Origin of the sequence: Sphingobium sp. 3R8 (assembly GCF_020166615.1) — a bacterium.
Classification (GTDB): domain Bacteria; phylum Pseudomonadota; class Alphaproteobacteria; order Sphingomonadales; family Sphingomonadaceae; genus Sphingobium; species Sphingobium bisphenolicum.
In genome coordinates this window covers 175,173-192,997 of record NZ_JAIQXR010000006.1, presented here as the reverse complement: position 1 = coordinate 192,997, position 17,825 = coordinate 175,173, and the positions used below count along the sequence as shown (strand labels likewise).

14 protein-coding genes are annotated in these 17,825 nt (G+C 65.8%); 11 read left to right on the top strand and 3 right to left on the bottom strand.

Annotated elements, in window-relative coordinates; genetic code table 11:
* Positions 1–23 precede the first annotated feature (23 nt).
* Genes K9B33_RS08190 through K9B33_RS08170 form a run of 5 tightly spaced genes read left to right on the top strand, consistent with a single transcriptional unit; the run spans position 24 to position 4,779 of the window.
* Complete coding sequence (locus K9B33_RS08190) at positions 24–1,442, top strand: MFS transporter (RefSeq protein ID WP_224548000.1); 1,419 nt, start codon at positions 24–26, stop codon at positions 1,440–1,442.
* Positions 1,443–1,456: 14 nt separating this feature from the next.
* A complete protein-coding gene (locus K9B33_RS08185) occupies positions 1,457–2,371 on the top strand; it encodes a TauD/TfdA dioxygenase family protein (protein ID WP_224547999.1) in 915 nt (304 codons plus the stop codon).
* Positions 2,372–2,380: 9 nt separating this feature from the next.
* Complete coding sequence (locus K9B33_RS08180) at positions 2,381–3,352, top strand: 2-hydroxyacid dehydrogenase (RefSeq protein ID WP_224547998.1); 972 nt, start codon at positions 2,381–2,383, stop codon at positions 3,350–3,352.
* Entirely contained in the window at positions 3,352–4,275 is a 924-nt protein-coding gene (locus K9B33_RS08175) for a kinase (protein ID WP_224547997.1), read from the top strand. Before K9B33_RS08180 ends, K9B33_RS08175 begins: the two co-directional genes overlap by 1 nt.
* Positions 4,276–4,290: 15 nt before the next feature.
* Entirely contained in the window at positions 4,291–4,779 is a 489-nt protein-coding gene (locus K9B33_RS08170; RefSeq protein ID WP_224547995.1) for a DUF3237 domain-containing protein, read from the top strand.
* Between the two features lie 295 nt (positions 4,780–5,074).
* Here the strand turns inward: K9B33_RS08170 and K9B33_RS08165 are convergent, their stop codons facing one another.
* The 3 genes from K9B33_RS08165 to K9B33_RS08155 form a co-directional block, all read right to left on the bottom strand.
* Positions 5,075–6,385, bottom strand: coding sequence for a M20/M25/M40 family metallo-hydrolase (locus tag K9B33_RS08165; protein ID WP_224547993.1), 1,311 nt, complete (start codon positions 6,383–6,385; stop codon positions 5,075–5,077).
* A gap of 62 nt (positions 6,386–6,447) precedes the next feature.
* The gene (locus K9B33_RS08160) at positions 6,448–9,153 is read right to left on the bottom strand and encodes a TonB-dependent receptor domain-containing protein (RefSeq protein WP_224547991.1); all 2,706 of its coding nucleotides are present in this window, start codon (positions 9,151–9,153) and stop codon (positions 6,448–6,450) included.
* Positions 9,154–9,225: 72 nt separating this feature from the next.
* A complete protein-coding gene (locus K9B33_RS08155) occupies positions 9,226–10,872 on the bottom strand; it encodes a serine hydrolase domain-containing protein (RefSeq protein WP_224547989.1) in 1,647 nt (548 codons plus the stop codon).
* A 262-nt stretch (positions 10,873–11,134) separates the two neighbouring features.
* Between K9B33_RS08155 and K9B33_RS08150 the strand changes: the two genes are divergently transcribed.
* The 6 genes from K9B33_RS08150 to K9B33_RS08125 all read left to right on the top strand — a co-directional run bounded on the left by K9B33_RS08150 (position 11,135) and on the right by K9B33_RS08125 (position 17,825).
* Entirely contained in the window at positions 11,135–11,800 is a 666-nt protein-coding gene (locus tag K9B33_RS08150; RefSeq protein ID WP_224547987.1) for a response regulator, read from the top strand.
* Positions 11,801–11,814: 14 nt separating this feature from the next.
* The gene (locus K9B33_RS08145; RefSeq protein WP_224547986.1) at positions 11,815–13,311 is read left to right on the top strand and encodes a sensor histidine kinase; all 1,497 of its coding nucleotides are present in this window, start codon (positions 11,815–11,817) and stop codon (positions 13,309–13,311) included.
* Between the two features lie 99 nt (positions 13,312–13,410).
* On the top strand, positions 13,411–14,832 hold the full coding sequence (locus K9B33_RS08140; protein ID WP_224547985.1) for a CapA family protein: 1,422 nt from the start codon (positions 13,411–13,413) through the stop codon (positions 14,830–14,832).
* Between the two features lie 152 nt (positions 14,833–14,984).
* Positions 14,985–15,311 carry a hypothetical protein gene (locus tag K9B33_RS08135; protein ID WP_224547984.1) on the top strand — a complete coding sequence of 109 codons (327 nt, stop codon included), beginning with the start codon at positions 14,985–14,987 and terminating at the stop codon, positions 15,309–15,311.
* A gap of 72 nt (positions 15,312–15,383) precedes the next feature.
* Positions 15,384–16,649, top strand: coding sequence for a TolC family protein (locus K9B33_RS08130; RefSeq protein WP_224547983.1), 1,266 nt, complete (start codon positions 15,384–15,386; stop codon positions 16,647–16,649).
* A 3-nt stretch (positions 16,650–16,652) separates the two neighbouring features.
* The gene (locus K9B33_RS08125; RefSeq protein WP_224547982.1) at positions 16,653–17,825 is read left to right on the top strand and encodes an efflux RND transporter periplasmic adaptor subunit; all 1,173 of its coding nucleotides are present in this window, start codon (positions 16,653–16,655) and stop codon (positions 17,823–17,825) included.

The window sequence follows — 17,825 nt, the reverse complement described above, 5'->3', positions numbered from 1 at the left end:
GCGCGGGATCGAGAGGAGCCGAGATGAGCATGACCGCAACCGATCCGTCACCCCCCGTCGTCATCGAGGTGACGGATGTGATCGAGCGCCAGGGGATCAATGCGTTCGTCATCCGTCTCGTCGCGATATCCTGGGCGGTCACCTTTCTCGACGGCTTCGACATGCTCGTCATCTCCTTCGTCGCGCCCTATCTGCGCGACGGGTTCGGGGCGGACGTGATTTCGCTGGGCGAACTCTTCGCCACGGGCGTGTTCGGTGCGATGCTGGGCGGGATCGCGTTCGGCTGGCTGGGCGATCTTTATGGGCGGCGCCCGGTCATCATCGCATCGGTCGCGGCGTTCGGGGCCACCAGCATCGCCATGGCGCTCGCGCCGAATATGCAGGCGCTGTTGCTTCTCCGCTTCCTGAACGGCGTGGCTCTGGGCGGGCTGATGCCGCTCGCCTGGGCGCTCAACATCGAATTTGTGCCCAGCCGCTATCGGGCGACGGTCGTGACCGTCATCATGATGGGCTATACGCTGGGCGGCGTGGTCGCCGGACCGATGACGGTCTGGCTCGCCCCCCATTATGGCTGGCAATCGGTATTCATGGTGTCGGGCGTGGCGACACTGCTGCTCGTCCCGCTTCTCTTCGCCCTGCTGCCGGAATCCGCCCGCTACCTGGCGGTGAAGGCGCGATCGCCCGAAAAAATCGCCAGAGCGATGAACGCGCTGGCGCCGGGGCTTGGCGCCAGGCCGCAGGATCATTTCGTGGTGACCGACGAAGCGACGGCCTCGACCGGGCAGACCTTCCGCATCGCGACCCTGTTCAAAGGCGACCTGCGCCCGATCACCACCCTGCTCTGGCTCGCCTATATCGGCAGTTCGATGGCAGTCTATTTCAAGTCGAATTGGGGACCGATCATCTTCGAAGATGTCGGCTTCACCCGGACCCAGGCGGCCATGATCATGTCGGTCAGCTCGATCGGCGGTTCGCTCGCGGGGCTGGCGCTCATGCGCTTCACCGACCGGCTGGGTCCGATCGCCATCGCCTTCTATCCGATGCTGGCGGCGCCGCTGCTTCTAGTCATGGGCCTGGCGCCCGTCTCGCTACAGGGGCTGGCCGCTTTCTCCCTGCTCAGCATGGCGATGATCAGCGGCACGCATTTCGGCATGCATTCCATCGCGGGGATTTTCTACCCCAGCGCGATCCGCGCCAATGGCGCGGGATGGGCGACGTCGGTCGCGAAGATCGGCTCGATCTTCGCGCCGCTGCTGGGCGGCTATCTGCTGGCGATGAACATGCCGCCGCGCCTGCTGTTCGTCCTGCTGGCGGCCACGCCGCTGCTCTCTGCCATTTCGCTCGTCCTGCTCGCCCGTGTCGGCAAGCGCCGGGCCGCCCGCAATCCCCTTCCCACCGAAAACATCGTCCTTCCGGCGCAAGCCGCGGCGACGAAGCCCTAACAGGAAATATCATCATGGCTTTAACTGCGACCCCCATCACCCCGCGCTTCGGCGCCGAGCTTTCGGGCATCGACGTCGGCAAGCCGCTGAGCGACGCCGATTTCACCGCCATTAAGGACGCGATGAACCAATGGGGCGTGTGCGTCATTCGCGGAACCGGCTTTGACAACGCCGCCCACATCGCCTTCAGCCGCCATTTCGGCCATCTGGAAACCGCGCCCGCGGTGAAGAACCGGCCCCGCCGCCACCCGAACACGCCCGAGATATTCGACGCCAGCAACCTGACCCCGACGGGCGAGATACTGGTCGATGAAAATATGGTGCTACACAAAAAGGGCGACCGGCTCTGGCATACCGACTCCTCCTTCATGGACCTGCGCTCGGCCTATTCGCTGTTGCTCGCCTATGAAGTGCCCAAGGAAGGCGGCCTCACCTATTTCGCGGACATGCGCTCGGCCTATGAAGACCTGCCGGCCGATATCCGGGAGAAGGTCGATACGCTGCAAGCCGAACATTCGCTCTGGTATTCGCGCCTGCTCGCCGGTTTTCCGATCACGGAGGAGGAGATTGACGGCCGTCCCAAGGCGCGCCAGCCGATGGTCATGCATCAGGAAGCGACCGGACGCACCGCCATCTATATCGGCAGCCATGCGATGGATGTCATGGGCCTGCCGCGTGCGGAAGGCCGTGCACTTATCCAATATCTGATCGAATTCGCGACTCAGCCGCAATATGTTTTCGGCGTATCCTACGAACCGGGCGATATCGTCATCTGGGACAATCTGGCGACCATGCATCGGGGCGGCGATTTCGACATCTACAAGGAGCGGCGCGACATGCGCCGGACGACCGTGCGCGAAGGCGAGCCGCCCGAACATGCCGACGATCCGTTCACGGCCTATTTTTCCGCGTCGGCGCCAAAGAACTGATCCGTCACGATGCCCGACAAGCCCCGGATATTGGTGACGCGCAAATGGCCCGACCGGGTCCAGGCGCTGATCGCGGAACGATATGACGCGACATTCAACGATGACGACATTGCGCTGACGAGTGCGCAATTGGCGGCCGCGATGCGCGACTTTGATGCGCTCTGCCCCACCATCACCGACCGGCTGGATGCCGGCATATTGGGGGTTGCGGGGCGCCGGGTGCAGATCATCGCCAATTACGGCGCCGGCGTCGATCATATCGATCTTCCCGCGGTGCGGACGGCGGGACTTATCGCGACCAATACGCCCGGCGTGCTGACGGACGCGACTGCGGACATCGCCATCACCCTGATGCTGATGACGGCGCGCCGCGCAGGCGAAGGCGAACGGGAATTGCGGGCCGGGCGATGGACCGGCTGGCGGCCGACCCATCTGCTCGGCACCAGTTTGCGCGGCAAGACGCTGGGGCTGGTGGGCTTTGGCCGGATCGCGCAGGCGATGGCGGAGCGCGCGCGTTTCGGCTTTGGCATGAATATCGTCTATTTCTCGCGACGACCCGGCGCACAGGACGATGAGCGGCGCCTGGACGCCCGCTACGTCCCGGCGCTGACCGACATGGTCGCGCACAGCGACGTCGTATCGCTGCATATTCCGGGCGGCGCGGAAACCCGCAACATCATCGATGCGGGCATATTCGCGCACATGGCGCCTCATGCCATATTGATCAACACCGCGCGGGGCGACGTCGTCGACGAAAGCGCGTTGATCGACGCGCTGGAAACCGGGCGGATCGGTGGCGCGGGTCTGGATGTCTTCGCTGGCGAACCCCATGTCTCGCAACGCCTGCGCGATGCGCCGAACACGGTTCTCCTCCCCCACCTGGGCAGCGCGACGCGGGAGACGCGGGAGGCGATGGGCCTGCGCGCCCTTGCCAACCTCGACGACTGGAGGGAGGGGCGGGTGCCCCGAGATAGTCTGTAGTGGGGACGGCCATCGACGATCTTATCGCGGCCGAGCGGTTGCCCCCATCCTATGCCGCGATTGTCGATCGCTGGTGGCGGCCCCTCGCAAGACAAATCGCGCAATGGCATGGGTCGGCCGGACGCACCCTGGTCATCGGCATGAACGGGGCGCAGGGCAGCGGGAAATCCACGGTCTGCCGCTTCCTTCAGGCGTCGTTGCTGCCCGAATATGGGCTGTCGGCTACGGTCGTCGCGCTCGATGATCTTTACCTGCCGTTGCAGGCGCGGGAGCAGATGGCGCAGGACATCCATCCCCTCTTCCGGACGCGCGGGGTGCCGGGGACGCACGATGTCGATGCCGGGATATCGCTGCTGGAGGATATGGCGGCCGGGCGGGAGGTCCTGATCCCCCGTTTCAGCAAGGCGCTGGACGATCGATTGCCGCCGACCGGTTGGACGCGTCATTCCGGCAAGGTCGATATCCTGCTGTTCGAAGGCTGGTGCGTGGGCGCGCGACCGGAGGATGCCACAAGCCTGATCCAGCCGCTCAACGCGCTGGAGGCGCAGGACGACCCCGACGGCATCTGGCGGCACCACGTCAACCATGCCCTTGAAACATCCTATGCCCAATGGTTTTCCCTTATCGATCATCTGGTGATGTTGCAGCCGCCCTCGTTCGACCATGTCCTGAACAACCGGCTGCTCCAGGAACATAAGCTTCGCGCGATCGCGCCGGATGCGCCGGGGATCATGGACGACGCTACCGTGGCCCGCTTCGTCAGCCATTATGAGCGCCTGACCCGGCACATGTTCGCCGACCTTCCGGCGCGCGCAGATATGGTATTCTCCCTCGATGCGCAGCAGAATGTGATGTCCTGTCAGCGCCTTGCCCACACATGCTTCCCCTGCGTGCAGCCGCAATGTTGCACCGGGATCGTCTGAAAAGGAGCGATGACTATGTCGCCTGAAGATATCGCCCCCATGGACGCCGTGCGGCCGGGCCTGGAATTCCTCTATGCCGCACATGCGAAACTGGCCGATCCGATACAGATCGGACAGACGCCCGATGGTATGCGGCGGATCATACCGATCCTCTCCGGCAGGGTCGAGGGGTCACGCATCCGTGGCCATATCCTTGGCGGCGGCAGCGACTGGCAGCTCCTGCGTGCGGACGGCGTCACGGTCGCGGACGCGACCTATGCGATCCAAACGGACGACGGCGCGATCATCCAGATCCGCAACAAGGGTCTGCGGCATGGGCCTGCCGATGTCATGGCGCGGCTGGCGAGCGGAGAGCCTGTCGATCCGACGAGCTATTATTTTCGCACCATTCCGGAATTCATCGCGCCCGACGGCCCTTATGAATGGCTCAACAGCAGCATCTTCCTCTGCTCGGGGGCACGCTACCTCGACTCGATCCAGCTATGGGTCTGGCGCGTCACCTGATCGGCGGAGGCAATAGCTGTCGGCACGGCATTCCCGCCATGCGCCAGTGATAAGGGGGCAGGCCCGCATCTACGGGCGCCGGATCGAGAACAGCGGACGCACGGAGCGTCCGAAAAGCGCAAGCCGGTCATGCAGCCGCTCTCGCCCCGGCCTGGATCGACGCAAGCGCGCCGGTGCCGCCATCTGGATCGCCTAGAGCGGGCTGCGTTTGATCGGACGCAAGTCGCACGCTCTAGTTTTATGTTTTCGCATCGTTTTTAGCGGAAAACCGGTTCCCACTTTTCCGCACGATGCTCTAGCGCAAGCCCGCCGCGGCAAGGATGGCCAGCAAGTCCATCCGCTTCACCTTCAAGGATTCGCGCGGGCTGATATCGATCCATTCGTCCAGGGAATGGCCGCGCCCGCCCGTCGCCGCCCGCGAAATGGTGATGGCGGGGATGCCCAGATTCATCGGCACGTTCGCGTCGGTCGAACTGAAACTGAGCCGTGCCGCAACGCCTTCGGTCGCATAGGCCGCGGCGGTTTGCCGGACCAGCGCCGTGTCGGCACCGGTCATGCCCGCCGGGCGATCGCCGATCAGCATCTTGTCCACGCTGACGGCGCCGTCCCTGGTCGATCGCGCCTTGTTCTCCGACGCCGCCGCGGCGTCGACCTGCGCCAGTACGGCCCGCTCCAGCTTGGCCAGTTCTGCCGCGCTTTCGGACCGCATGTCCAGTTGCAGCCACGCCTCGCTGGGGATCGCATTGACCGACGATCCGCCGCCGACGACGCTGGCGCTGTAGGTCGTCTTGGGCGATGCGGGAACGGCGATGCCGTAGATATTGACGATCGCCTGGCTCATGGCCGTCAGCGGATTGACCAGCCCGAACGCGCCGAAGCTGTGGCCGCCCGGCCCCTTGAAGGTCAGCCGATAGCGTTTGGAGCCGACGCCACCATTGGTCAGCCCGTCGACCGACCCGTCGTCGATCGAAAAGAAAGCGGCGATGCGATCCTTATATTTCCCCTCGCGGAACAGATGCTTGATCCCGCGCAGGTCGCCCAGCCCTTCCTCGCCGACATCGCCCACGAACAAAATGTCCATCGGGGTCGCGATCTTGCCGGCTGCCAGCGCCTTGATCAGGCTGAGTTGCGTGGCGAGGCCGGCCACGTCGTCGCCCACGCCCGGCGCGTGCAGCATGTTGCCCTCACGCCGGACGGTGACGTCGGTGCCCTCCGGGAAGACGGTGTCCAGATGGGCAGACACGACGACCAGCTTGCCGCCCGGCTTGCCGGTGCCGCGCCGCAGGCCCAGCACATTGCCGACCTCGTCAATCTCCACATCGGCCAGACCGGCGGCCCTGAACCGTTCGGCATAGGCCTTGGCGCGGGCGCCCTCCTTGAACGGGGGCGCAGGAATCTGGGTGAGCGCGACGATCGTGTCGACCCACTGGTCATGTTCGCTTTCCAGCGCGGCGAGCGCGGCCTTCACCGCCGGACGCGCCTTGATCGTCGCCAATATCCGCGCGTCGGCGGGGGAATGCAGTGGGGCGCTGGACTGCGCCAAACCGCCCACGGACAGCGACAGGGCAGCGCCCGCCAGCATCGCCTTCATCGCCAACCGCTTCATTATATTCCCCTTAGTCGTTCCTGACGGCGCCGACCCGGCGCCGCCATCGTCCCGCCTCTGGATCAGAGACGAACCTTCGCCCCGATCGTCATATAGCGACCGATCGTGTCATAGTGAATCGCGCCGTAGGTGGTCAGCGGCGGATCGCGATCGAACAGGTTGTTGACGTTGGCGAACAGGGTGAACTTGTCGATATTCACCTGGCCGCCCAGGTCGACATAGACGCGCGCCGCGATGTCGTTGTTGGCGATGTCCAGCGCATGGTTGAACTTGCCGCCGCCGACATAACGGACGCGGGCGTCGATCGACACATCCTGATTGGTGTAGTTGAGCGATCCGGTGGCGCGCCAGTGCGGCGTGCCGAAGCTGACATTGTCGCCCACGTCGCCGGCGCGATCGACCGTGGTCGTGCCGTCGTTGATCAGCACCTTGTCGACATAAGTCGCAAGGCCGCGGATGCGCATCGTGCCGTTCATGCCGCTGCTGACCTTGCTGAGCGGCAGGGTGTAGGTCGCCTCGACATCCACGCCGCTGGTCTTGTACTGGGCCAGGTTGATATAAGTGGTGTAGATGGTCGTGGGCGCACCCGCGCCGTCGCGGACGATCTGGCTGCACAGGTCGCTATTGCCGCCGGCGCAACCGCTGACCACGTCCTGCGCGCCCAGCGACGTGATCGCGTCCTTCAACTTGATGTCATAATAATCGACCGACAAGTTGAAGCCGGGCAGGAAGGTCGGGGTGAACACCGCTCCCAGCGTCAGCGTGCTACCAATTTCCGGCTTCAGGTTCGCGTTGCCGCCGCCATAGCGCGTGATCGAATAAGTGCTGCCATTTTCCGCGACCGTGGTGAAGCTGGTCGTGCTGGTGGTGAACAATTCGGCCAGGCTGCCCGAGCGGATGTCGCGCGAGCGCGATGCGCGGATCAGCAGCGTGTCGAAGATGCGGTCGGTCAGGCCCAGCTTCCACGACCAGATGCCGCCGCTGGTGCTATAGTGGCTGTACCGGGCCGCGCCGTTGATATCCAGCTTGCTGAACGGCTGGTCGAGCAGCGGGACCGCCACTTCGCCGAAGGCTTCCTGCACGTTGAACCCGCCGTCGAGCGGCGAGAAGTTGAAGCGGCTGAAGCCCTTGGCGGCCGAAACGGCGTCGAGGCTGTTGGTGACCTGCTCCTCCCAGCGCGCTTCTGCGCCAAAGGCGACCGAAACCGGGCCGGCCCAGGTCGAGAAGGGATCGCCACGCAGGCTGGCGCCGGTGGTGTCCAGCTTGGTCGTGTAGACGACGCGGGCGACATCGCCGAACACATAGTCGATCGCGGCCTGGCTGGCGGTGCCGGTGCCCAGGATGTTGAGCGGCGAGCAGCCCGAATTGGCGTTGGTCAGGGTGACCCGACAGACGATATTGCCGTTCGCATCCGTCACCGCATCGAGCGCGTTGGTCAGCTTCGATCCGTTGATCTGGTTGTCATAGCTCTGCATGTTGCGGTTTTCGCCATGGCTGTAATAAGCCGAATAGCGCCACTGGCCGTCCGCGAAGCTGCCGTCGACGCCGATCGCGCCTTCGATATTCTGGCGATAATAGCCGAAGGTGCGGTAGCCATAATCCTCGAACACGCGGCCGACCTTGACGGTGGTTTCTTTGGCGGCGGCCAACTGGCTCTGGATGGCCTGCGACAGATAGGGGTTGGTCGCCGACAGCGTGTAGGTGCCGCTTTCCGCATAGAAGGGATATTTGGCCCAGATGCGGCTGTAGCTGCCGTCGGCCCAGAAGGTGGCGTCGCCGACTTCGAAGCTGGCGCGCGCATAGCTGTTGACGCGCTGATAGGGGTTGGTCAGCGCATATTCGTCGTTGGTGGCGACGCCTTCGCCGCCGACCATGGTCGTGCCGCTGATCTGGCTGCCATATTGGAAGGCGCGCAGCGTGCCGTCCGTGTTGAAGGTCTGGCCCTTGAGCGAACCCGCGTTGATGAGGCCGCCCAGGCTGGTGTTGGACGCATTGACGTCGCGCACCAGAATATAGTCATGGTCGCCCGTGGTCGGCGAGAAGAGGTTGGAACTGCCGACATTCTTGCGCGAATTGCGGTCGAGGATGCCGTCATCCTTCTGATATTCGCCGCCGATCATGAAGTGGCCGCGACCGTCGGCGAACTTGGTGCCGAAGGTGGCGTCCAAACTGTAGCGATAGCCGTCGCCGCGCGACGAGATGCCGTTCTGCGCACCCAGGGTCAGGCCTTCCAGATCATCGTCCAGGATGATGTTCACGACGCCGCCGATGGCGCCCGAACCCCAGGCCGCGCTCGCCCCGCCGGTGACGACTTCGACCCGCTTCACCAGGCCCTGCGGCACGGTGTTAAGGTCGGACGATCCGGTGAACCGGCGGTTGTTGAGCAGGGTCAGCGTGCGCGTGACGCCCAGGCCGCGAAGGTCCATCGCCGACGAGGAAGAGTTGGTGTTGGCGACGGTGCTGGCCGGCGACTGGGTCGCGCGGAACTGTGGCAGATCGTTCAGAACCTGCGCGATGCTGGGGCGGGCGCCCTGGCGCAGTTCGGTTTCGCCGATGACGGTGGTCGGCGTGGGCGCTTCGAAGCCCTTGCGGTCGATGCGCGATCCGGTGACGACGATCGCCGGAGCCGCTTCTTCGGCAGCTTCATCGACGGCAGGCGCGCTGTTCTGCGCCATGGCCATAGGCACGGAAGCGAGCGACAGGACCAGCGAGGCGCTGGCGGTGCCGGCCATCAGCAGTCGGCGAAATCCGTGTTCAACGATAGGCATGTGATAGTCCCCTTATGCTCTTGCTTTGGTGGTGGCCGCGACCCGAGCGGCTCTTTTGCGATGTTTGTGAAATCAGTCGGCGACGCGGCGGAAGGCGACGTCGTAGGCGCGGCCTTCCCCGAAGCGCAGCGTGGTGACGGTGCCGGTTGCGTCGCGTTCGAACTTGACGGTGATGCGCGAGGATTGCGGCATCGCCTCGCCGGTGAAGACGTCGGCATAGGCGGGCGCGAGCGGCTGGTTGAACCAGCGCGGACCGCTGTAGATCAGCATATCGCCATTCTGCCGGAAGCTGAGGCAGGCGAAGGTGTCGACGCCGCAGAAACGACCGACATAGGGCTTGGGATCGAAGGCGGTGACGGCGTCCATCTTGCGATAGGGGATGTTCTCGCCCTCCCGATTTTCCCGCACCAGTCCGGTCTTGCTGAAGGCAAAGACATCCTCGCGCTGCGCCCAGCGGCCGGGGCCGACCGGGGTCAGCAGCTTGCCATCGGCGCGCAACCGCCCCTGCTCGTCGGCATCGAAGCGGACGGGAAATCCGGTCATGCCGTCGGCATAGACGCCCGAAGGCACGGCGCCCTTGGGCGTATAGGGCTTGGCTTTGTAGGGCGGCAGGAAGATGTCGGCGACATCGCGGCCCAGCGTCGGCGTGTCGGCATCGCCCGTATTGCACAGCAGCGACACGGCCAGCTTCTGCCTGGGATAGCGGGCCATCCAGGCGCGATAGCCGCCGGTCGAACCGCTATGGCTGACTTCCTGCACGCCATGATGGTCCAGGTTCACCAGCGCCAGCGCATAGGCGATCGGCGTGCCGTCGTTCAGCTTGGTCGGCGTCTGCATCTGCGCGGTGAAACCGGCGCCGAAGCGATCGGCGTCGAGCGCCGCCTGCCACTTCACCAGGTCGCCCACCGTCGTCAGCAGGCCGCCATTGCCGTAGGCGTCCTCGATCACCTGGTCGTTGCGATAGACGCCATCCTCAAATTCATAGGCGCCGGTCCGCCCGACGACGACATCGGCATGGTCGTCGCGCCAGCGCGTATGGGTCATGCCCAGCGGCTTGAAGATGCGATCCTGGGTGAAATCCGCCAGCGACTGACCGCTGACCCGCGCGACGATGATCGCGAGCAGATTATAATTGCTGTTGCTGTAGAGATAATGGCTGCCCGGCGCGAAATTCAGTTCCTTCTGCCGCGCGACGATCGCCAGCATGTCCTGATTGTCGGCGGTACGGCTGTTGCGCGGCCAGCCTTCGATCGCGGCGACCGATCCCCAGTCGCGCAGACCGCTGACATGGTGCAGCAGGTGGCGGATCGTCACCGGCGCGCCGTAATCGGGCATTTCGGGTACGAACTTGCGGATATCGTCGTCCAGCGACAGCTTGCCTTCGCGCGCCAGCATCAGCGTCGCGGCGGCAGTGAACTGCTTGGAGTCGGAGCCGGCCTCGAAAATGCTGTCGACGCCGTTCGGCACGCCCAGCTCCAGGCTGGCCATGCCATAGGCGCGGATCGCGATCGGCTGACCGTCGCGCGATACGGCGACCGCACAGCCTGGCGCAGCGGGCTTGGCCCAGCGTGCGAACAGCGCATCTATCCGCGCAAGGCTGGCCGGGTCAGCCTGAGCGGGCAAAGGCGCGGGCAGGGGTGCTGGCGCCGCGGCGGCGGCCGTGCCGGCAAAGCAGAAGGACAGGAACGCCCCCGCAAGCGAAGGCAGCTTGATCGTCATGTCGGATTCCCCATGCGCCCGCCTTGCGTGGGCGGGGGCTCATCTTGTCGTTCCGCAACCGATGGCGCGGGTCGCATCAGCCTCTAGCCGGAGTCGCTGTCATGAACCTGACACATGCGGGAAAAGCGCCGATCACACGCAATCAATGGCAAGCGATCGACTCCCGCCCTTCCCTTTTGCGTCGGGATGCGCCATGCGTCGCGCAATCCTGTTGCCTTTGAGCCGATTGCCTTCGAGAGGGTGCCGCGTGCCGGAGTAAGCTATGCGGTTGTTGCTGGTGGAAGATGACGAACGGTTGGCGCGCGGCATGGTCGCGTCGCTGGAAGCGGCAGGTTTCGCCGTCGATATATTGACCAATGGCGAAGATGCGTTGCGCCTTGTCGGTCAGGAACCCTATTGCGCGATCGTCCTCGACCTAGGCCTGCCCGACATGGACGGACTGGACGTGCTGAGCCGGTTGCGTGCGCGTGGCGCGACGACGCCGGTTCTGATCCTGACCGCGCGCGACATGGTCGACGACCGGATCAACGGGCTGGACCGGGGCGCCGACGACTATATGGCCAAGCCGTTCGACCCACGCGAACTGGAATCGCGCATCCGCGCGCTGGTCCGGCGCAGCCAGGGCACGCCCGATCCGGTGCTGCGCATCGGCGCGCTGGCCTTCGACCGGTCGAGCCGCACCGTCTATCTGGACGACCATGTGCTGGACCTGCGTCGCCGCGAACTGGCGGTGCTGGAAACGCTGATGGGTCGCCCCGGCAAGGTGGTGGCCAAGGAAAGGCTGTCGGCCGAAATCTTCAACTTCGACGACGCCGTCACGCCCAATGCGCTGGAAGTCTATGTCGGCCGCCTGCGCCGGAAGCTGCAACCCTCCGGTCCGGCCATTCGCACGATTCGCGGCCTTGGCTATATGATCGAAGCCGCCTGACGGCCCGATTCCCGATGCGCCAGTCTCCCCATTCGCTGCGCCTGCGCCTGACCGGGGCGGTGCTCATGCCGCTGGCAGCGCTGGTGCTGCTCTTCTGCATCATCACCGCGCTGGTCACCCATGATACGGAGGCGACCACGGTCGATCGCGTGCTGATCGGGTCGGTGCGGACCTTGAGCCTGGCCTATAACAGCCCGGCCGCCGATCGGGAGCGGCTGGTGCCGCTGGTGATCCATCTGCTGCGGCGACGGGCGCGCCCGGTGGTGCTCTACAGCGTCTATCGGGGAAAAACGCTCGTGGCCGGCGACCCTGCGCTGCGGCCGCCGGTCGATTATCGCGAAACATGGGACGGCGTCATCGATCGACACCGGCCCGCGACATTCGTCAACGCCTATCGCGAAACGCCGATGGTGCGCGGCTATCTGGACCCGGCCGACGCGCAGCAGGTCACGCAGGCCGCCTATCTGCGCAGCGGCGCGCTCCACGGCAAGCCCGCCAGGATCGCGACCGAAATCCGGCGCGTGGATGGCGCCAAGGCCTTGGTCGTCATCCAGGTCGCCGACTATATGGACGATCGCGCCGCTTATGAACGCACCTTCCTGCAACAGGTGGTGCTGGCGGGGCTGGCGGCGTTGGCGATTACCGGCCTGCTCTTCTGGTGGGCGATCGAATGGGGCCTGCGGCCGATGTCGGACCTGACGCGGCAGGTGGATCGGGCGCGCCGCGACGCGTCGCCCACCTTTCGCCTGGAAACGCCCGAAACCGGACCGATCGAAATGCAACCCTTCGTCGCCGCCTTCAATGGCCTGATGGCACGGCTGGAGCGCGCGACGGAATCCTTGCGCCAATTCACCTCCAACGCATCGCACCAGATGCGCACGCCGCTGGCCGTCGCCCGCGTGCAGCTCGACGTGCTCGACCGCTACGGCCCCACTTCCCCGCAAGGAAAGGCGGCGCTGCAGGACATTCCGCACGCCATCGATTCGCTGGAACAACTGCTGCGTCAATTGATCGCGCTCGCCCGCAGCGAAGATCAGGCCGGCACGCAACTCCACCCCTTCGACCTGGCGGAAATCGCCGCGACGGCAACGGGCGAGCGCGCGGCGCAGGCGTCCGCCGATATCGACATTGGCTATGAAAGGGATGCTGACGGACCGCTGATGGCGATCGGTGAACCGACGCTCGCGGCCGAACTGATCGGCAACCTGCTCGACAACGCCATCCGCTACAACCGGCCAGGCGGCACGGTGTCCGTCCATGTCGGCCGCCGCGATGACGCCGTGACCGTCGCGATCGACGATGACGGCCCCGGCATCTCGGCGGCCGATCGCGACAAGGTCTGGGATCGCTTCTACCGCGTCCCGCGCCATAATGCGCCGGCCGGCACGGGCCTGGGCCTGCCGATCGCGCGCGCCATTGCGGAACGGATGGGCGCCACCATCACGCTGGAGGACGGCCGAACGGGCCGGGGCTTGTGCGCCATCGTCAGCTTCCAATCCGTACCCGACTGACGCCCGGACGACGCCCGCCGCCGCCCGTGTGACAGGTTCATGTCAGCAGCAGCCGCTATCCCCGCGCCAAAGCCGATCCCGGCCCAAGGGGAATATCCGATGCTGTCCACGATCTTTCGCCGCAAGGCGCTGCGCACCCTGACGCTGGCCAGCGCCGCGATGATGATGACCGCGGCCTTCCCCCTCCATGCCGAGGAAGAGGAAAGCGGCGGCACGCTGCAACCCACCACCGTTCCCAGCACGCCGATCGCCGGCGACTTCAGCTTCGCCGCGATCGGCGACCTCATCTACCTCCGCCCGATGCTGGCGACGTTGGAAAGGCAGGCGCCCGACATGCTGCGCATCCTGCGCGGCGCGGACCTGACCTTCGGCAATTTCGAGACGACCGCGCTCGACCTCAAGACCTTCAGGGGGTCGCCGCAGGCCGAGTCCGGCGGCACCTGGATGCTGGCAGACCCGGCCGTGCCCGGCGACGTCGCCAAGATGGGCGTCGACATTGTCGGCCACGCCAACAACCACGCCACCGACTGGGGCGTGGAGGGGATGCTCGACACGCTCGACCTGCTGGACCAGGCCCATCTCGTCCATGCCGGGACCGGCCGCTCGATGACCGCCGCCCGCGCGCCATCCTATTATGACGGACCGCACGGCCGCGTCGGCCTCATTTCGGCGACGACCAGCTTCACCCCCATGACCCCCGCCGCCGATCCGCTGGGCCAGGTGCCCGGCCGCCCCGGCGCCAACACCATCCGCAGCACGGAAATCGGCCTGGTGTCGGACGCGGACCTTGCGACCATCGCGCGGCTGGCGGGAACGAAGCCGGGCGCGGCGGTCAAGATGAAGGGGCGGGAGTTTCGCGCCACCGCCCATCCCGCCACCCCCATGACGATCGAATATGATCTCAACGCAAAGGATGTGAAGGCCAATCTGCTCGCCGTGCGCCAGGCCAGGCAGAATGGCAATTTCACCGTCTTCTCGCTCCACAATCATGAGCCGGGCAACGCCTTCCAGACCCCGGCGAATTTCGCGCAGGGCCTGGCGCATCAGGTGATCGACGCGGGCGCCGACGTTTATGTCGGCCATGGCCCGCACCAGTTGCGCGGGATCGAAATCTACAAGGGCAAGCCGATCTTCTATTCGCTCGGCAATTTTGCGATGATGAACAACAGCCTCGATGACGTACCGGCCGACATGTACGACCAGTTCGGCGTCGAACCCGGCAGCGTCACCACGCCCGAACTGCTTGCAGCCCGCAACGCCAAGGAATTTTCCGATCCCAAGCTCTATGAAACGGTGATCGCGGTCAGCCAGTATCGCGATGGCCGGTTGAGCCGGATCAACCTCTATCCGGTGGATCTGGGCGTGAGCGCGACCGGCGCCGGTCGCGGCGTACCCCACATGGCGGACAGCGCGACCGGCGCGCGCATCCTCGAAAGGCTGCAACGGCTGTCGCAGCCTTTCGGCACCCGGATCACGATCGAGCGCGGCGTGGGCGTGATCGCGATAGCCGCTCCGCAATGATGCCATAAGGCGCGAATGTATCGCGCCGGCCCGGCTGCGCTGGTCGCGTGGCCGCCGCCTGCCCGTCACGCCCCGCCCCGGAGCCATGCCGATCGGGCCTCTACGGCGATTTGACCATGACGGATCGGAGAAAGTCCGTTATTGCGCACGCCATGGTTCGTCGGGGTTTCCTTCTTTTGTGGATGATCGTCGCATCGCTCATGGCGGCGTCGGTGGTCCATGCCAATGAAACCATCTCCGCCTCCGCCATCGAATGCTCCGGTTACGTCCATGACGACGGCGATTCCAATCCGTCGCCGGGCGACGCCGACAAGGCGGTCCCGCATCATCATGGCGGATGCCATAGTGCCGCGTCGCTGCTGCCCCGGACGATCGCGCCCATTTTCTTCGATATCCAGGCGGCGCCCAAGACTGCCGCCACCTCCAGGGCCTTTGGCCGCTGGGCACCCGGCCCCGATCTGCGTCCCCCCATCGCCTGATTGACGATCAAATCGCTGTGCCCCGCCTCCGGCGGATGCACGGCTTGATGCGTATCAATCGGGATTTCCTATATGCACAGGATCATCGCGGCCGTTCTGGCCGCCACCTCTTGCGTCGCCGTTGCGCAGGCGCAGGATAATATTGCGACGGGGCAGCCCGTCGGCCCAGCCCTCACCCTCGACCAGGCCGTCGCCATCGCCGGCGGCAGCGCCCCGGCCGCCGACGCGGCGCAGGCCGGCATGGACGCCGCGCAAGCGGCACGCACCGTCGCCGGCCTGCGCCCGAACCCGGAACTGCAGTCGCAGGTCGAAAATGTGGTCGGGTCGGGCCCCTATGGCGGCGTCCGTCAGGCCGAAACGACCGTGGGCCTTAACATTCCCATCGAACTGGGCGGCAAGCGGTCCGCCAGGATGGCGGTCGCGGACGCCCAGTCTCATCGCGCAGTCCTCGTGGCGGCTATCACGCAAGCCGACATCCGGCTTCAGGTCACGGCTCTCTATATCGATGCCATCGCCGCGGAGCGCCGGATGGCGACGGCGCGCGACCAGCTTCGGATCGCCCATGACGCCCTGAACGCCGCCCGCATCCGCGTACAGGCAGGCCGCGCCTCCCCGCTCGAGGAACAGAGGGCCGACGTCGCCAAGCTCAACGCCGAGGCCGAGGTGCAAAAGACGCAGCGCCTGGCCAATGCCATCCGCGCCAATCTGGAGCGCCGCATCGGGCAGCCGGTTGCGGGCGCGCTGGACGGGGCGGCGCTCGATCATCTGCCACCCGCATCCTTCGGGCCGACGATGGCGACCAGCGCCGGCACCCTGGCGCTGGCGGCGGCCGATGCCGATCTTGCCATGGCCGATGCCGGCGTGCGGCTCGCCCGGTCGCAGCGCATACCCGATGTCACGATCGGCCCGGCGGTCCGGCGCCTCTCCGCCACCAACGACACCGCTGCCGTCCTGTCCCTCTCCATCCCGATACCGCTGTTCGACGCGGGTCAGGCGGCCGTCGCGCAGGCCAGCGCGCAGCGCATCCAGGCGGAAGCGCAACGGCGCATGACCGCGCTCGATGTCGAACAGGCGATCACGGATGCGCTGGCCGAAGCCGACAATGCAGCGACCGCCGCGCGCAATGCCAACGGTCCGGCCCTCGCCGCCGCACAGGAGGCAGCCCGCATCGCGCGCATCGGCTATCGCGAGGGGAAATTCGGCCAGATCGACCTTCTCGACGCCGAACGGACCCTTGCGCAGACCCGTCTCGCCGCGATCGACGCGCTCGCATCCTACCAGAACGCCAGGGCCCGGTTGGAGCGATTGATCGCTCCCGCGCCCGTACAGGGAAACTGATCCATGACCATCACACACGCAAAAGCGTTTCTTCTTCCCATCACCCTTGCCGTCCTGCTCGCAGGCTGCGGCGGCAGCGCCGGAAACGACGCAGGCAATGCCGCTTCGCCCATGGAACATGAGGCCGGCGGCGAAACCACCCACACCGAAGAAGAAGGCAGGATCATCCTGTCGGACGATCAGATCGCGTCTGCCGGCATCCAGCTGGGACGGCCTGTGACCGGCGGTTCGGGTACGCTGGAACTGCCGGCCACCGTCGAAGGCGACCCGCAAGGCACGCAGGTCGTCGCCGCGGCAATCGGCGGGCGGGTCGTATCGCTGACCCGCAATCTGGGGCAGTCGGCCGGTCGCGGCCAAACCATCGCCATCATCGAAAGCCGCGAAGCCGCCGTGCTCAAGGGCGACGTGGAGGCGACCCGCGCCAGGCTGGCGTTGGCCAATTCCAACCTCGCCCGCGAACAGCGCCTGTTCGCCCAGCGCGTGTCGCCCGAACAGGATCTGATCGCCGCCCGCACCGCCGCGATCGAGGCGGGCATCGCCTATCGGCAAGCCCAGAGCCAGGTGTCCGCGGCGGGCGGCGGCGGTGGCGGCCTCAACCGGCTCGGCATCGCCGCGCCCGTCTCGGGTCAGGTGATCTCGCGCAGCGTCGTTCTGGGCCAGACGGTAGCGGCCGACACGGAACTCTATCGGATCGCCAATCTGTCCAGCGTCTCGATTGCACTTCATCTCCAGCCTGCTGATGCGGGCCGGGTCAAGCCCGGCAACCGGGTGATCGTCAAGGCTGCGGACCGTGAAGCGGCCGCCCGGATCAGCTTCGTTTCGCCCGTGCTGGACGCGCAGACCCGCATGGTGCCGGTCATCGCGATGCTGGACAATCGCGCGGGCCGATGGCGTGTCGGAGAGCCGGTGACGGCATCGGTCGACCTCGCCGACAGCGGCGGGGACGGCGCGATCCGCATACCCACCACCGCCGTCCAGACCGTCGAGAACAAGTCGGTCGTGTTCGTGCGGACCGACAGCGGTTTCCAGGCTGTCCCGGTCACACTCGGCGACAATAGCGGCAGCAGCGTGATCGTGCGCGCCGGCCTCAAAGGCACCGAACGGATCGCCACCACCAACAGCTTCACGCTCAAGGCCGAACTCGGCAAGGGCGAAGCCACCCATGAGGATCATTGA

Bases quoted from the DNA above. Each gene is read 5' to 3' on its own strand.
- K9B33_RS08185 (WP_224547999.1), top strand. From the start codon at position 1,457: ATGGCTTTAACTGCGACCCCCATCACCCCGCGCTTCGGCGCCGAGCTT.
- K9B33_RS08180 (WP_224547998.1), top strand. From the start codon at position 2,381: ATGCCCGACAAGCCCCGGATATTGGTGACGCGCAAATGGCCCGACCGG.
- K9B33_RS08150 (WP_224547987.1), top strand. From the start codon at position 11,135: ATGCGGTTGTTGCTGGTGGAAGATGACGAACGGTTGGCGCGCGGCATG.
- K9B33_RS08190 (WP_224548000.1), top strand. From the start codon at position 24: ATGAGCATGACCGCAACCGATCCGTCACCCCCCGTCGTCATCGAGGTG.
- K9B33_RS08170 (WP_224547995.1), top strand. From the start codon at position 4,291: ATGTCGCCTGAAGATATCGCCCCCATGGACGCCGTGCGGCCGGGCCTG.
- K9B33_RS08165 (WP_224547993.1), bottom strand. From the start codon at position 6,385: ATGAAGCGGTTGGCGATGAAGGCGATGCTGGCGGGCGCTGCCCTGTCG.
- K9B33_RS08145 (WP_224547986.1), top strand. From the start codon at position 11,815: ATGCGCCAGTCTCCCCATTCGCTGCGCCTGCGCCTGACCGGGGCGGTG.
- K9B33_RS08135 (WP_224547984.1), top strand. From the start codon at position 14,985: ATGGTTCGTCGGGGTTTCCTTCTTTTGTGGATGATCGTCGCATCGCTC.
- K9B33_RS08130 (WP_224547983.1), top strand. From the start codon at position 15,384: ATGCACAGGATCATCGCGGCCGTTCTGGCCGCCACCTCTTGCGTCGCC.
- K9B33_RS08125 (WP_224547982.1), top strand. From the start codon at position 16,653: ATGACCATCACACACGCAAAAGCGTTTCTTCTTCCCATCACCCTTGCC.
- K9B33_RS08155 (WP_224547989.1), bottom strand. From the start codon at position 10,872: ATGACGATCAAGCTGCCTTCGCTTGCGGGGGCGTTCCTGTCCTTCTGC.
- K9B33_RS08160 (WP_224547991.1), bottom strand. From the start codon at position 9,153: ATGCCTATCGTTGAACACGGATTTCGCCGACTGCTGATGGCCGGCACC.
- K9B33_RS08140 (WP_224547985.1), top strand. From the start codon at position 13,411: ATGCTGTCCACGATCTTTCGCCGCAAGGCGCTGCGCACCCTGACGCTG.